This is a genomic window from Pseudomonas imperatae, from assembly GCF_057128625.1.
Genome location: NZ_JBSKHP010000024.1, coordinates 29071 through 43366 on the forward strand (window position 1 = coordinate 29071; position 14296 = coordinate 43366).

At 64.5% G+C, this 14296-nt stretch carries 12 protein-coding genes; 1 reads left to right on the forward strand and 11 read right to left on the reverse strand.

Annotated features, from left to right (window positions below; translation table 11 throughout):
* Positions 1-7 precede the first annotated feature (7 nt).
* The 9 genes from gcvH to arcD (ACWKWX_RS25030) form a co-directional block, all read right to left on the reverse strand.
* On the reverse strand, positions 8-385 hold the full coding sequence (gcvH, locus tag ACWKWX_RS24990) for a glycine cleavage system protein GcvH (protein ID WP_416422647.1): 378 nt from the start codon (positions 383-385) through the stop codon (positions 8-10).
* 288 nt (positions 386-673) lie between these two features.
* Positions 674-2182 (reverse strand): sigma-54-dependent transcriptional regulator, encoded by a 1509-nt coding sequence (locus tag ACWKWX_RS24995; RefSeq protein ID WP_473005479.1) that lies wholly within the window; start codon positions 2180-2182, stop codon positions 674-676.
* A gap of 139 nt (positions 2183-2321) precedes the next feature.
* Positions 2322-3002: an RES family NAD+ phosphorylase gene (locus tag ACWKWX_RS25000; RefSeq protein WP_483829211.1), complete on the reverse strand. Its 681-nt coding sequence runs from the start codon at positions 3000-3002 to the stop codon at positions 2322-2324.
* Positions 3002-3403 carry an MbcA/ParS/Xre antitoxin family protein gene (locus tag ACWKWX_RS25005; protein WP_416422650.1) on the reverse strand — a complete coding sequence of 134 codons (402 nt, stop codon included), beginning with the start codon at positions 3401-3403 and terminating at the stop codon, positions 3002-3004. The genes ACWKWX_RS25000 and ACWKWX_RS25005 overlap by 1 nt, the downstream gene beginning before the upstream one ends.
* A 116-nt stretch (positions 3404-3519) precedes the next feature.
* A complete protein-coding gene (locus tag ACWKWX_RS25010; protein ID WP_416422651.1) occupies positions 3520-3891 on the reverse strand; it encodes a DUF5064 family protein in 372 nt (123 codons plus the stop codon).
* A 60-nt stretch (positions 3892-3951) separates the two neighbouring features.
* Positions 3952-4881 carry a carbamate kinase gene (arcC, locus tag ACWKWX_RS25015; RefSeq protein ID WP_483829212.1) on the reverse strand — a complete coding sequence of 310 codons (930 nt, stop codon included), beginning with the start codon at positions 4879-4881 and terminating at the stop codon, positions 3952-3954.
* 114 nt (positions 4882-4995) lie between these two features.
* Positions 4996-6006 (reverse strand): ornithine carbamoyltransferase, encoded by a 1011-nt coding sequence (locus ACWKWX_RS25020; RefSeq protein ID WP_416422653.1) that lies wholly within the window; start codon positions 6004-6006, stop codon positions 4996-4998.
* A gap of 27 nt (positions 6007-6033) precedes the next feature.
* Complete coding sequence (gene arcA / locus ACWKWX_RS25025) at positions 6034-7290, reverse strand: arginine deiminase (RefSeq protein ID WP_416422654.1); 1257 nt, start codon at positions 7288-7290, stop codon at positions 6034-6036.
* A 31-nt stretch (positions 7291-7321) separates the two neighbouring features.
* Positions 7322-8749, reverse strand: coding sequence for an arginine-ornithine antiporter (gene arcD, locus ACWKWX_RS25030; RefSeq protein ID WP_416422655.1), 1428 nt, complete (start codon positions 8747-8749; stop codon positions 7322-7324).
* A 425-nt stretch (positions 8750-9174) separates the two neighbouring features.
* Between arcD (ACWKWX_RS25030) and arcD (ACWKWX_RS25035) the strand changes: the two genes are divergently transcribed.
* Entirely contained in the window at positions 9175-10602 is a 1428-nt protein-coding gene (arcD, locus tag ACWKWX_RS25035) for an arginine-ornithine antiporter (protein ID WP_483829213.1), read from the forward strand.
* Positions 10603-10695: 93 nt separating this feature from the next.
* Here arcD (ACWKWX_RS25035) and ACWKWX_RS25040 read toward each other — a convergent pair whose 3' ends face one another.
* Complete coding sequence (locus ACWKWX_RS25040) at positions 10696-12057, reverse strand: CoA transferase (protein WP_483829214.1); 1362 nt, start codon at positions 12055-12057, stop codon at positions 10696-10698.
* A gap of 79 nt (positions 12058-12136) precedes the next feature.
* On the reverse strand, positions 12137-14275 hold the full coding sequence (locus tag ACWKWX_RS25045) for a methyl-accepting chemotaxis protein (RefSeq protein ID WP_476294990.1): 2139 nt from the start codon (positions 14273-14275) through the stop codon (positions 12137-12139).
* Positions 14276-14296: the final 21 nt, after the last annotated feature.

The following is a 14296-nucleotide window of genomic DNA, read 5'->3' on the forward strand; positions in this document are numbered from 1 at the left end:
TGAATCCTCAGGCCTGGGCGGCGATCAGGTTGTCGTAGGCCTGCTGGTCCAGCAGCTCGCCGACCTGGCTGGCGTCGGCCGGGATGAAGCGGAAGAACCAGCCGGCGCCCAGGGCGTCTTCGTTGACCAGCTCGGGGCTGGCGTCGAGTTCGTTGTTCACTTCGACCACTTCGCCGTCCAGCGGCATGTTGATGCTGCTGGCGGCCTTCACCGATTCCAGCACCGAGACTTCGGCATCCTTGGCGTAGGTGGTCAGTTCCGGCAATTGCACGAACACCACGTCACCCAGGGCGTTCTGGGCAAAGGGGGTGATGCCGACTGTGACACTGCCGTCCGCTTCAACGCGCAGCCATTCGTGTTCGACAGTAAAACGCAACTCGCTCATGGAAACTCCTCGGGGCCAGATGACGGCTGGCCTACGCAATGGATGTGTCCGGGGCAGGGCACCGGACGGGGTCTGAGAGTTACATAGCAAGTTCGTTGCCAACCCGGGCTTTAGCCTTTGAAATCAGGGTTTTAGCGGGTTCGGGGGAAGTTTGGTAATTTGCGGGTGTAGCGAAATCGCTACGGGGTCGGCGGAGAAAAAAAGCCTTGGGGGATCAGGCCCTTGGGAATGGGCCTCTGGAACGAGGTGGAATGATATCGGTACGATGTAACGATATCATTCCGTGATTTATTTCCCGCCAATGCCGTACTTGCGCAGGCGGTGGGCGATGGCCGTGTGCGAGGTCTGCAGGCGGGTGGCCAGCTGGCGGGTCGAGGGGAAGCTTGCGTACAGCTTTTCCAGCAGGGCCTTTTCGAAATCGCCCACGGCCTGTTCCAGGCTGTCCACCTCGCCGTCGCTGGTGTGCCGCGCCACCGCGGTGCCGGCGATGTCCAGGTCGCCGATGTCCACCAGCGAGCCTTCGCAGATGGCCGCCGCGCGGAAAATCACGTTCTGCAACTGGCGCACGTTGCCCGGCCAGCGGTTGCCCAGCAGCGCCGGGTAGGTGGCCGGCGCCAGGCGGCAAATGGGGCGCTGGATCTGCGTGCAGGCCTGCTGCATGAACGAGCGCGCCAGCAGCAGGATGTCCTGGCCGCGTTCGCGCAGGGGCGGCACGTCGAGGTTGAGCACGTTGAGGCGGTAGAACAGGTCTTCGCGGAACGCGCCCTCGCTGACCATCTTTTCCAGGTCGCGGTGGGTGGCGCTGAGAATGCGCACGTTGACCTTCACTTCCTTGTCGCCCCCCACCCGGCGGAAGCTACCGTCGTTAAGGAAACGCAGGAGCTTGGCTTGCAGGTACGGCGACATCTCGCCAATTTCGTCGAGGAACACCGTGCCCTGGTGCGCCAGCTCCATCAGCCCCGGCTTGCCGCCGCGCTGGGCACCGGTGAAGGCGCCGGGGGCATAGCCGAACAGCTCGCTTTCAGCGAGGTTCTCCGGCAAGGCCGCGCAGTTCAGCGCCAGGAACGGTGCGCTGTGGCGCGCGCTGATGGCGTGGCAGGCACGCGCCACCAGCTCCTTGCCGGTGCCGGTCTCGCCCTGGATCAGCAACGGTGCGTCCAGTGCCGCCACGCGCTGGGCGCGGGCCTTGAGGGTGCGAATTGGCGGCGAATCGCCCAGCAGCGAGTCGAAGCCTTCGGCGTGGTCGTGGTGCAGCGCTGCCAGGCGCTCGCCGATGCGGTTGGGCGGGTACAGGGTCAGCAGCGCGCCGGCGTCGGTGATGGGCGTGGCGTCCAGCAGCAGGGTCTCGCCGTTGACGCTGACTTCGCGCAGCGGCAGGCGGAAACCCTGGTCCAGCAGGGTGTCGAGCAGGTTGGGGTCGCGGAACAGCTCGGTCACCGACTCGCCCGCAGGCTCCCGACCATACAGGCTGATCAGCGCCGGGTTGGCCAGCAACACGTTGCCGGCGCTGTCCAGGGCCAGCACCGGGTCGGTCATGGCCGCCAGCAGCGCGTCCAGCTGCAGGTGGCGGCGCTGGCCGGGAAGAATGTCCACCACGCTGACGTTCTGCACGCCGCGCACGCTCAGCAGCGCCTCGCGCAGCTCGTCCAGCACCTTGGGGCTCAGCGTCGGGGCATCGATGTAGACGTTGGGCGGCACCATCTCCACGGCATCGAGGTTGAGATTGCGCGCCCCCAGCAGGGCGAGGACTTCCTGGGTGATACCGACTCGATCGATGAAACTGACGTGAATGCGCATGGGCAGGCAGGGAATCTGGACAGCAGGGAGGGCGAGTATGCCTTGTCTGGCCTGCTTCGCGCACCCCCGTGGCGGCTGCCGAAGGCTGCGTCCGGACGTACTTGATGGGTGGGGCAGGGGACGCGGCCTGTGGCCGCTGCTACGGGTTGGGGAGCTCTCGGATTTCGAGTACGTGGCTGAAGGTTTGCGATTTGCCGTCCCAGCAGTAACGGAAATGCGGGCCTTGGGTGGTGGGAGATAGTGCCGGTGGTCGCAGGGCTGCCACGCATTCATGTCGCGGCGAGCGCACGCTGCGATACAGCAGTCCCCATGCCTGTTCATCGCGTTGCTGACGGGCGAATGCTTGAGTCGAGGGGTAGCTCGAAGCATCCTGGGAATGAAAGTCCTCGCGGTCTCTTACATCCACCAGAGGTTTGGTGACCTTGTTGATGTAAGTCCGCATGGTCACCTCGATGTTGTCCTGCGCGGTGGCGCGCCAGAACGCTTCCTGGTGATGGCGAGTCTCGGCGATCGCCGCCTCAATCGCATTGGCGCAGTAGTAAACGCCAAAACTTCCATCGGTATAGCGGCTCGCCCGGCCGATATGGGTGAACGCCGCCATGACAGGCGTGGCCCCTGGCCCGCACATTCGGTCCTGCGGGGGGACACGCTGGATTTGCCCCGCTTCATCACACAAACGATCGTTGGTCAGCCCCTCGATAAGAAACGCTGTTTCCAGGTCTGCGGGGTCTAGGGTGTCCTCGAAAACGCTGATGGGCGGGAAGGCGCTGTTGACGATGCGAAAGGCCTGGTCCCAATCAGGCAGCACAGGGGGGGCCATCAACCGCGCACTGCGTCGAGGTAGCGCCGTACATCAGCCAGGTCCACCACGCGCCCACCCAGCATGTAGTCCAACGCGGAGCGACCGTTGAACGGCGCTGCCGAATTCGCCAGCCGGGGCCATTCATAGCTGCGTTCCGGCTGGTTGCTGAACAGAATGCGCAGGGCTTTGTGAATGCCCATCAGGTAGGAAATACGCTCCAGGGTGTCATGGGGCAGCCGCACGGTTGGACGTTTTTTCCAATTGAAGTAGGTGGTGTTGCCGATGCTGCCCAGCAGCACTCTTTGCTGGTCGGCCGTGCATTGCCAGTGCTCCATCAGGTTGAAGAAGAATGTAAGCGCCACTCGACCCATTTCAGCGTTGTCGCTGGCAGGATGTTTCAAGGGGGCCGAGGAGGTCATGGTCTTCTCCGAATATGACAGGTGAAACGATCATACTCCCGATGCGAATGAATTAAATCAGATGATTCATATTCGGATGAAGGCAAGGTCCCAGATTCTTGTCAGGCGTTTCTCAATCAACCATAGGGGTCAAGATGCTCAGGCGACACCGCATCCCCCGACTGCGCGCCAATCTTGCTGCGAATGTCCTCGAACACCGCGTCGTAATGGCTGTGCATCGACAGTGACAACACGCTGGTGGTGGGCAGGCCGTTCTTGCGGGCGATGTGGTCGGCGGCGCTGGCGAAGTTGTACCAGTCGTCCTTGCCCAGTTCGAATTGGTCCTTGAAGGTCTTGTCGTTGATGTGGCCTTCGACGTCGAACTGTACGTATTTGCCGCGGCTGGCCTCGTGCAGCACCTGGTAGTCGAGCTTGATGTCGTAGCTGAAGTCGGTGGGTTGCAGCGCGGTGCGCTGGATGTGCAGGTGACCGGGTTCGAACTGGGCCATGGCGGGGCTCCTTCACGGAAAAAGTAGAGGATAGACCCTGGGGCCCATCCTCTGGTTCGACTACGGGTAGCGGATGCCCGGCGTGGCAGTGCTGATGCGTGTGCCGGCGCTGCCCTGGACAATGGCGTCGATGTCGGCCAGGGAGCCAATCACCGCTACTTTGCCGGTATTGCGCGCGAACTCGCAGGCTGCCTGCACCTTGGGCCCCATGGACCCGGCGGCGAAGCCCAGCTGGTCCAGGGCGTCAGGGTGCGCCTGGGCGATGGCTTGCTGGGTGGGTTTGCCCCAGTCGATGAATGCAGCCTGCACGTCGGTGGCGATCACCAGCAGGTCGGCGTCCAGTTGCTCGGCCAGCAGCGCCGAGCACAGGTCCTTGTCGATCACCGCTTCCACCCCCTGCAGCTTGCGGCCTTCGCCGTACAGGGTGGGGATGCCGCCGCCACCGGCGCAGATGACGATGGTGCCTTTTTCCAGCAGCCACTTGATGGGGCGGATTTCGAAGATGCGCTTGGGTTTGGGGCTGGCGACCACGCGGCGGAACTTGTCGCCATCGGCGGCGATGCTCCAGCCTTTTTCCGCCGCCAGGCGCTCTGCCTCTTCCTTGGAATACACCGGGCCGATGGGCTTGGTGGGGTGCTGGAACGCCGGGTCGTTGCGGTCCACTTCCACCTGGGTGAGCAAGGTGGCGAATGGCACTTCGAAGTCCAGCAGGTTGCCCAGTTCCTGCTCGATCATGTAGCCGATCATGCCCTCGGTCTCGGCGCCCAGCACGTCCAGGGGGTAGGGCGTGACAGAGGTGTAGGCCGCGGCCTGCAGCGACAGCAGGCCCACCTGCGGGCCATTGCCGTGGGCCACCACCAGTTCGTTGCCGGGGGCTATCTTGGCGATCTGCTCGGTGGCGATGCGAATATTGGCGCGCTGGTTGTCGGCGGTCATGGGTTCACCACGCCGCAGAAGGGCGTTACCGCCCAGTGCAACGACGATACGCATGGATAAGTCCTCTCATCAGCAAATGATCCCCCGTAGCAGCTGCCGAAGGCGGCGTCCCCAGGCACCTCGGTCGTGCGCTCGGACGCAGCCTGGCGGCAGCTGCTACGCGGGTGTCTACAGGTCCGCCAGGGTCGCCACCAGGATCGCCTTGATGGTGTGCATGCGGTTTTCTGCCTGCTCGAAGGCGATGCACGCCGGCGACTCGAACACGTCGTCGGTTACCTCGATGCCGTTGGCCAGGTGCGGGTACTGCTCGGCAATCTGCTTGCCCACCTTGGTCTCCGAATTGTGGAACGCCGGCAGGCAGTGCATGAACTTGCTGCGCGGGTTGCCGGTGGCCTTCATCAGCTCGGCGTTCACCTGGTAGGGCAACAGCTGCTTGATGCGCTCGCCCCAGGCGTCCACGGGCTCGCCCATGGACACCCAGACATCGGTGTGCACGAAGTCCACGCCCTTCACGGCGGCTTTCGGGTCTTCGGTGAGGGTCAGGCGCGCGCCGCTTTCCTCTGCGTACTGCTTGCAGCGCGCCACCAGGTCTTCGTGGGGCCATAGCGCCTTGGGCGCGGCAATGCGGACGTCCATGCCCAGCTTGGCGCCGATCAGCAGCAGCGAGTTGCCCATGTTGTTGCGCGCATCGCCCAGGTAGGCGTAGCTGATGTCATGCAGCGGCTTGTCGCTGTGTTCGCGCATGGTCAGCACGTCGGCGATCATCTGGGTGGGGTGGTATTCGTCGGTCAGGCCGTTGAACACCGGCACGCCAGCGTATTTTGCCAGTTCCTCGACAATGTCCTGCTTGAAGCCGCGGTACTCGATGGCGTTGTACATGCGCCCGAGCACGCGGGCGGTGTCTTTCATGCTCTCCTTGTGGCCGATCTGCGAGGAATTGGGGTCGATATAGGTGACATTGGCGCCCTGGTCATAGGCGGCCACTTCGAAGGCGCAGCGGGTGCGCGTCGAGGTCTTCTCGAAGATCAGCGCAATGTTCTTGCCCTTCAGGTGTTGCTGCTCGGTGCCGGTGTACTTGGCGCGCTTGAGGTCGCGGGACAGGTCCAGCAGGTAACGCAGCTCGCGGGTGGTGTGGTGTTCCAGGCTGAGCAGGCTGCGGTTGCGAATGTTGAAAGCCATGATGGATCTCCTTTGGCAGAGGGGCGATCAGTAGTCGATAGGGTCGCGGACAATCGGGCAGGTCATGCAGTGGCCGCCGCCGCGGCCGCGGCCCAGCTCGCCGGCGCTGATGGTGATGACCTCGACACCGGCCTTGCGCAGCAGGGTATTGGTGTAGGTGTTGCGGTCGTAGCCGATGACCACGCCGGGCTCCACGGCCACCACGTTGTTGCCGTCGTCCCACTGTTCGCGCTCGGCGGCGAAGCTGTTGCCGCCGGTTTCCACCACGCGCAGGGCCTTGAGGTTGAGGGCCGCAGCCACGGCGTCGAGGAAGGGCTTTTCCTCGCGGCGGATGTCGATGCCGCCCGGTTTGCTGTCGTCAGGGCGCAGGGTGAAGGCGACGATCTGCTTCACCACTTCCGGGAAGATGGTCACCAGGTCGCGGTCGCAGAAGCTGAATACGGTGTCCAGGTGCATGGCGGCGCGGGACTTGGGCAGGCCGGCGACGATCACCCGCTCCACCGCCTTGTGCTTGAACAGGTTCTGCGCCAGCTGGCCGATGGCCTGGCGCGAGGTGCGCTCGCCCATGCCAATCAGCACCACGCCGTTGCCGATAGGCATCACGTCGCCGCCCTCCAGCGTGGCGCTGCCGTGGTCCTCGTCGGGGTTGCCGTACCACACCTGGAAGTCGGCGTCGGTGAACTCGGGGTGGAACTTGTAGATGGCGCTGGTCAGCAGGGTTTCCTGGCGGCGCGCCGGCCAGTACATGGGGTTCAGCGTTACGCCCCCGTAGATCCAGCAGGTGGTGTCGCGGGTGAACTGGGTGTTGGGCAGCGGCGGCAGGATGAAGCTGGAGTGGCCAAGGAAGTCGCGGAACATCTGGATGGTCTTGCCACCGAAGCTGTCGGGCAGGTCGTCGGCCGACACGCCGCCAATCAGGAATTCGGCGATCTTGCGCGGCTCCAGGCTGCGCAGCCAGCTGCGCACCTCGTCCACCAGGCCGACGCCGACCTGGTTGGGCACTACCTTGCGCGACAGTATCCAGTCCAGGGCTTCGGGTTGCCCGACGATATCGGTCAGCAGGTTGTGCATTTCAAGCACGTCGATGCCGCGCTCGCGCATCTTGGTCACGAAGTCGAAGTGGTCGCGCTTGGCCTGGTTCACCCAGAGCACATCGTCGAACAGCAGTTCGTCACAGTTGTTGGGGGTCAGGCGCTGGTGGGCAAGGCCTGGGGAGCAGACCATCACCTTGCGCAGCTTGCCCGCCTCGGAATGCACGCCGTATTTGATTTTTTCCGTGGACATTGCAGTGTTCCTCCAGATTCACAAACAGGGGTTAAAGCGTTAAGAACCCGTCATACAGCCCGTAGGCCGCGAACAGGGCACCGACGATCACCAGGGCGAATATCAATTTCTCCACGTTGGTAAAAATGGCTTGGCCCACCTCGCGCCGGGCCTTGGCGAACAGCAGCGCCCCGGGGGCGTACAGCAGGGCCGAGAGCAGCAGGTATTTGACGCCGCCGGCGTACAGCAGCCAGATGGCGTAGATCAGCGCGATGGCGCCAATGAACAGGTCTTTGCGGCGCTCGGCCAGGGCCTGTTCATAGGTTTCCCCGCGCACCGCCAGCAGCAGCGCATAGGCTGCCGACCACAGGTAGGGCACCAGGATCATCGAGGTGGCGAGGTAGATCAGCGACAGGTAGGTGCTGGCCGAGAACAGGGTGATCACCAGGAATACCTGCACCATGGCGTTGGTCAGCCACAGCGCGTTGACCGGCACCTGGTTGGCGTTTTCCTTGCGCAGGAACGCCGGCATGGTGTGGTCCTTGGCGGCGGCGAACATGATCTCGGCGCACAGCAGCACCCACGACAGCAGGGCGCCCAGCAGCGAAATGATCAGGCCGACGCTGATCAGCACCGCGCCCCAGTGGCCCACCACATGCTCCAGCACGGCGGCCATGGACGGGTTCTGCAGCTTGGCGAGTTCCGGCTGGGTCATGATGCCCAGGCTCAGCACGTTCACCAGCACCAGGAACAGCAGCACGGTGATGAAGCCGATGACCGTGGCCTTGCCCACGTCCGAGCGTTTTTCCGCGCGGGCGGAAAAAATGCTCGCACCCTCGATGCCGATGAACACCCACACGGTGACCAGCATCATGTTGCGCACCTGGTTCATCACGCTGCCCAGGTCAGGGTTCATGCGCCCCCAGATATCCGCGGTGAAGATGTCCAGCTTGAAGGCGAACAGTGCGATCAGCACGAACAGCACCAGTGGCACCACCTTGGCGACGGTGGTCACCAGGTTGATGAACGCCGCTTCCTTGATGCCGCGCAGCACCAGGAAGTGCACCGCCCACAACAAAATGGACGCGCAGACGATGGCAACCGGGGTGTTGCCCTCGCCGAACACCGGGAAGAAGTACCCCAGGGTGCTGAACAGCAGCACAAAGTAGCCGACGTTGCCCAGCCAGGCGCTGATCCAGTAGCCCCAGGCCGAGGAAAAACCCATGTAGGCGCCGAAGCCGGCCTTGGCGTAGGCGTACACGCCACCGTCCAGGTCGGGCTTGCGATTGGCCAGGGTCTGGAACACGAACGCCAGGGTCAACATGCCCACGGCGGTGATTGCCCAACCAATCAATACTGCGCCCACGTCGGCACTGGCGGCCATGTTTTGCGGCAGTGAGAATATTCCGCCACCAATCATCGAACCCACGACCAGCGCTACCAATGCGCCGAGCCTTAGTTTGTCGTTAGCTGCTGACATTGCTTGACTCCACGCTAGGAGAAGAGGCGATAGGGTAAGTCCGTTCCTAACCTTCGAGCATGATCCAGGTCATCTAATGTGCTTATTCCATGTTGCAATGGAAGTTCGTTTGTTTTGCGGAAAGATGAATCTCGGTCGCACGGAAGCCTTGTGCTGTGGGGCTTCCGTGCGATTATTCGCCATGGGCTGGCGATGCCGAGAGCTTTCAAGTTAGCCCGGTTTTTCGATTTCGCAACCTTTATCGAGAATTTTTACCATTTGTTCAGTGCTTAGAAAATCGTACTGAATGGTTAATTAGCTGGCTATCTTTTCTTAGTGCTGGTGGCGATTGAAATAATATTCTTTTAGTCTTAAAGCTGTCGGCGCTGCCCTTGTTTATATATTTAACTGCGCGGGGTAGCCCCAACTAGCCACTGGAGAATCGCATGGCGGAACATGGACAGAAGTTGCGATTGGGCGCATTGATCGCGCTAGTGGTGGGCTCGATGATTGGCGGTGGTATCTTCTCCCTGCCGCAGAACATGGCCGAACGCGCCGAGGTGGGCGCGGTGCTGATCGGCTGGGGCATCACCGCCGTGGGCATGCTGATGCTGGCGCTGGTGTTCCAGAACCTGGCCAACCGCAAACCCGCGCTCGATTCCGGGGTGTACGCCTACGCCAAGGCCGGGTTCGGCGACTACATGGGCTTCTCGTCGGCGTGGGGCTACTGGATCAGCGCCTGGCTGGGCAACGTGGGGTACTTCGTGCTGCTGTTCAGCACCCTGGGTTACTACTTCCCGGTGTTCGGCCAGGGCAACACGCCGCTGGCCATCGGCTGCGCGTCGCTGCTGCTGTGGGCGGTGCATTTCCTGGTGCTGCGGGGCATCAAGGAGGCCGCGTTCATCAACCAGGTGACCACCGTGGCCAAGGTGGTGCCGCTGGTGATGTTCATTGTCATCGCCGCCGTGGCGTTCAAGGCGGATATCTTCACCCAGGACATCTGGGGCGCCGGCAACCCCAGCCTGGGCAGCGTGCTGCAGCAGGTGCGGCACATGATGCTGGTGACGGTGTTCGTGTTCATCGGCATCGAGGGCGCCAGCGTGTATTCGGGGCGCGCCGAGCGTCGCGCGGACGTGGGCCGGGCCACGGTGCTGGGGTTCCTGGGCGTGCTGGCGCTGCTGGTGCTGGTGAACGTGCTGAGCCTGGGGGTGATGAGCCAGGGCGAACTCGCCGGCCTGCAGAACCCGTCGCTGGCGGCGGTGCTGGAGCATCTCGTTGGGCGCTGGGGCGCGCTGCTGATCAGCCTGGGGCTGGCGGTGTCGCTGCTCGGCGCGCTGCTGTCGTGGGCGCTGCTATGCGCGGAAATCCTCTACGCCACCGCACGCGACGCCACCATGCCGCGCTTCCTGAAAAAGGAAAACGCCAACGGCGTGCCGGTGAACGCGCTGTGGATGACCAACCTGATGATCCAGCTGTTCCTGCTGATCACCCTGGTGTCGGCGGGCACCTACAACAGCCTGATCTACCTGGCGTCGTCGATGATCCTGGTGCCGTACCTGTGGTCGGCGGCCTATGCGGTGCTGCTGGCAGTGCGGGGCGAGACCTACGAGGGGCTGGCAGCGGTGCGCCAGCGTGACCTGCTGATTGCGGCGGTGGCGCTGCTGTATGCGATCTGGCTGCTGTACGCGGGCGGGTTGAAATACCTGCTGCTGTCGGCGCTGTTGTACGCGCCGGGGGTGATTTTGTTCGCCAAGGCCAAGCGCGAGCAGGGGCAGCCGTTGTTCACGGGGTGGGAGAAACTGATATTCGCGGCGGTGCTGGTGGGAGCCGGGTTGGCGGCGTATGGGTTGTACAGCGGGGTGCTGGCGTTGTGAGCAATGGCCTTTGTGGGAGCTGGCTTGCCAGCGAGTTTTTCGCCCCCGTAAAGCTCGCTGGCAAGCCAGCTCCCACAACGACTGCGCCGCGGTTCAGCTGAAGCTCGCAGGGCTGGCGCCCAGCTGGCCGGCGGGGCAGGCCCACTGCATGGGCGTGCCGGCGAGGGCCAGCGGCGGCGTCAGGCGCTGGGCCGGGCCCCAGGGGGTGTGCTCGATCTGGCTGGCCAGGTCGGCGCCGGTTTCTGCGGCCAGGGGCAAGTCGGTGGTGACCTGGCCATGGTCGATCAGCGCCTTGGCTGTGCGCGCCAGTGACAACCGCGCCGCGCTGCCGCGGCCGCTGGCCAGGCGCTCGCGCAGGCCATTGATGGCGGCTGCGGCGGCCAGGTAGCCGGTGGCCATGTCCAGCGCCTGCACCGGCAAGGGCACGGGCTTGTCCGCCTGGCGCCACTGCTGGCCGGCGGCGGCGATGCCGGTGCTCATCTGCACCAGGCTGTCGAAGCCACGCCGGTTGCGCCACGGGCCGGTCCAGCCGTAGGCATTCAGGCTGATGTCGATCAGCCCGGGGTTCAGCTGGCGCACCCGTTCGGCGCCGAAGCCCAGGCGCTCCAGGGCGTCTGCGCGGTAACCGTGGACGAACATATCGGCCTGGGCCAGCAGGCGCTCGAAGCTGATGCGGTCCAGGCTGTCGTGCAGGTCCAGGCGGGCGCAGCGTTTGCCCAGGGTCACCTCCGGGGCCAGCGACGGCTCTTCCCAGCCCGGCGGGTCGATGCGCAGCACGTCGGCGCCCATCGAGGCGAGGAAGCGCGTGGCCACAGGCCCTGCGAGGATGCGCGTGAGGTCCAGCACCTTGATCCCGGCCAGCGGCTGCGCGCGGCTGCCACGCCAGCCCTGCACGCCCTGCGCATCGAACTGTTCAAGCTGCACCAGCGGCTCGCCGGCCACGGCCTGGCCCTGGGCATGGCCGGTCCACTGCGTCAACTGCAGCATCTGCGCCGCGCAGCCGTTGGCGTCGACCACGGCGCGCTCCAGTGCCTCGGCGTCCCACTGGTTGACAGCCTTGGCCACGCTGTCACGGTCCTCGCACGGGCCCAGCACCTGCAGGGCCGCAGCGCGGTGATGGGGCGCATTGGTGTGCAGGCGAATCCAGCCGTCGCGGGTGGCGTAGTCGCCGGCGATCGGGTCCCAGGGCGGTGGCGGCGCCCAGCCCATGGGGCGCAGGCTGCTGGCGAACCAAAACGAGGCCAGGCGGCGGTCGACGCTGAGGCTGCCTGCGGGCACGCCTTGCTGGCGCAGCAGGTCGGCCACGGCCAGGCCTGCCGCGCCAATGCTGGCGCTGGCCAGGTCACTGACGGCGAAGGTCGAGGGCAGGGCGCCCATGCCGGGAAAACTGGTGGCGGGCAGTCGCTCCAGCGGCAGCTGCAGCGCCTGGGCGAAAGTGGCGAGTAGTTCGGACATCGCAAACGGCCCTCCAAGGTGAAGGACCGTGGGGCAACAGTCCCTGTGCATTGCAGCAACAATACACAGGGTTGGACCATCAAACGCGGAATTGATCCATCAATTTCATCTGCTGGGTGGCCAGCGCGTTCAGCTGGCTGCTGACCTGGGCCGACTCGGTGGCCTGGCCGGTCAGGGTCTCGGTCACCGTGCGAATGGCCGAGACGTTGCGGTTGACCTCTTCGGCCACCGCGCTCTGTTCCTCGGCGGCGCTGGCGATCTGCAGGTTCATGTCGCTGATCACCGTCACCGCCTGGCTGATCTTGCCCAGGGCCTGCACGGCCTGGTGGATCTGCCCGGCGTTTTCCTGGGCCTTGGCGTGGCTGGAGTGCATGGTCTGCACCACGCCGCGGGTGCCGCTCTGGATGCGCTCGATCACGTGGCGAATCTCTTCCACCGAGTCCTGGGTACGCTTGGCCAGGTTGCGCACCTCGTCGGCCACCACGGCGAAGCCTCGGCCGCTTTCGCCGGCGCGGGCGGCCTCGATGGCAGCGTTCAGGGCCAGCAGGTTGGTCTGCTCGGCGATGCTGCGGATTACTTCCAGCACGCTGCCGATCTGCTCGCTGTTCACCGCCAGGGTCTCGACCTCGCCCACGGCCTTGCTGACTTCCTCGGCCAGCAGGTTGATGTCGCGGGTGCTGCGCTCGATGATCGACATGCCGTCCTTGGCCGACTGGTCGGCGCCACGGGCAGCGCTGGCGGCGTTGGACGCGCTGTTGGCGACGTCGTGGGCGGTGGCGCTCATTTCGTTGGAGGCGGTGGCCACCTGGTCGATCTCGCGGAACTGCACCTGCATGCCGTCGCTGGTGCGGCGGGCAATTTCCGAAGACTGGTCGGCGGTGGTGCGGGCGTCGGTGACGCTCTGCTTGATCTGCGCGATGGTGGGTTGCAGCTTGTCGAGGAAGCGGTTGAACCAGCTCACCAGCTCGCCCAGTTCATCCTTCTTGGTGTATTTCAGGCGCTGGGTCAGGTCGCCGTCGCCGCTGGCGATGTCCTTGAGCATGGCCGCCACGCTGTTGATCGGGCGGGTCACGCCGCTGGCGGTCAGCCAGATCAGCACGAGGCCGACCAGGGTGGCGACGATGCCCACCAGGATGGCGGTGATGGTGCCGCGGGTCTGGGCGGCGTCGAGCACGCCCTGCAGCTTGACCGAGTCGGCCAGCAGGACCTTTTCCGGCAGGTCGATGACCACGCCCCACGGCGTGCCACCGGTGATCGGCGCGGCCGGGTACACGGCGCGAATGGTGTCGCCCTGTTTCAGCACCTTGGGCTGGTCGCTGGCGATCAGGCGCATGATCTCGCTGCCGTCGGCGCCCAGCACCTGGTCGATCTTCTTGCCCAGCAGGCTGGCGTCGCCGCTGTTGGCCGCCAGGGCGCCGGCGGTGGAGGCGATCATGATGCGCCCGGCGCCGTTGAACAGGTCGGCCTGGGCTTTTTCCGCCGAGGTCTGCAGCGAGTCCAGCGCCAGATCCACGCCCACCACCCCCACTACCTTGCCCTGGTCCAGCAGCGGCACGGCGATGCTGGTCATCAGCATCAGCTTGTTGCCCACGGTGTCAGTGTAGGGCTGCAGCAGGCACGGCTTGCCGCTGTCGCGGGCGCAGGTGTACCAAATGTTGTACGGGGTGCCGGTGAGGTTCAGCTCGGTCTTGTTCATGTCACCTTCGGAGGTGACGGTGTTCAGCGCGGTGCCGTTGGAGCGGCTCCAGTAGGGGGCGAAACGCCCGCTTTCGTTGGAGGTGCGCTTGTCGTCGTTGACGAATTCGGCGTCGTGGCCGTCCAGCGCCTGGCGCTCGAACGAGGTCCACACGCCCAGCACTTTCGGGTTGCGTTCGAACACCGCTTTCAGCGCCTGGTTGAGCTCTTCACGCAGGGCCGCCGGCGGCAGGCCACGCTTCACGGCCAAGGCGCGCAGGCCCATGATCTGGTCGGCGGCGGCGTTGGCCACCAGCAGGTTGTCGCCGAAGGTCTTCTGCATCTGCGCGGCTTTTTCCGCGGCCTTGCTCTGTAGCAAATTCTGGACGCTTTCGGTCAGCATCTTGCGGCTGGACGCGCTCACCAGCGCATCATTCTGGCTGGTCTGGTACAGGTTTATCCCGACGATCAAGCCCGCCACGCCCAATAGGCAAAGGCCGGCCAGCAATACTATTTTCAGACGTATCGAAAGGTTGTCGAACATGGGCGCGCACTCACAAGTTGA

Coding starts and splice junctions, on each gene's coding strand:
- gcvH (WP_416422647.1), bottom strand. CDS start 385: ATGAGCGAGTTGCGTTTTACTGTCGAACACGAATGGCTGCGCGTTGAA.
- ACWKWX_RS24995 (WP_473005479.1), bottom strand. CDS start 2,182: ATGCGCATTCACGTCAGTTTCATCGATCGAGTCGGTATCACCCAGGAA.
- ACWKWX_RS25000 (WP_483829211.1), bottom strand. CDS start 3,002: ATGGCCCCCCCTGTGCTGCCTGATTGGGACCAGGCCTTTCGCATCGTC.
- ACWKWX_RS25005 (WP_416422650.1), bottom strand. CDS start 3,403: ATGACCTCCTCGGCCCCCTTGAAACATCCTGCCAGCGACAACGCTGAA.
- ACWKWX_RS25010 (WP_416422651.1), bottom strand. CDS start 3,891: ATGGCCCAGTTCGAACCCGGTCACCTGCACATCCAGCGCACCGCGCTG.
- arcC (WP_483829212.1), bottom strand. CDS start 4,881: ATGCGTATCGTCGTTGCACTGGGCGGTAACGCCCTTCTGCGGCGTGGT.
- ACWKWX_RS25020 (WP_416422653.1), bottom strand. CDS start 6,006: ATGGCTTTCAACATTCGCAACCGCAGCCTGCTCAGCCTGGAACACCAC.
- arcA (WP_416422654.1), bottom strand. CDS start 7,290: ATGTCCACGGAAAAAATCAAATACGGCGTGCATTCCGAGGCGGGCAAG.
- arcD (WP_416422655.1), bottom strand. CDS start 8,749: ATGTCAGCAGCTAACGACAAACTAAGGCTCGGCGCATTGGTAGCGCTG.
- arcD (WP_483829213.1), top strand. CDS start 9,175: ATGGCGGAACATGGACAGAAGTTGCGATTGGGCGCATTGATCGCGCTA.
- ACWKWX_RS25040 (WP_483829214.1), bottom strand. CDS start 12,057: ATGTCCGAACTACTCGCCACTTTCGCCCAGGCGCTGCAGCTGCCGCTG.
- ACWKWX_RS25045 (WP_476294990.1), bottom strand. CDS start 14,275: ATGTTCGACAACCTTTCGATACGTCTGAAAATAGTATTGCTGGCCGGC.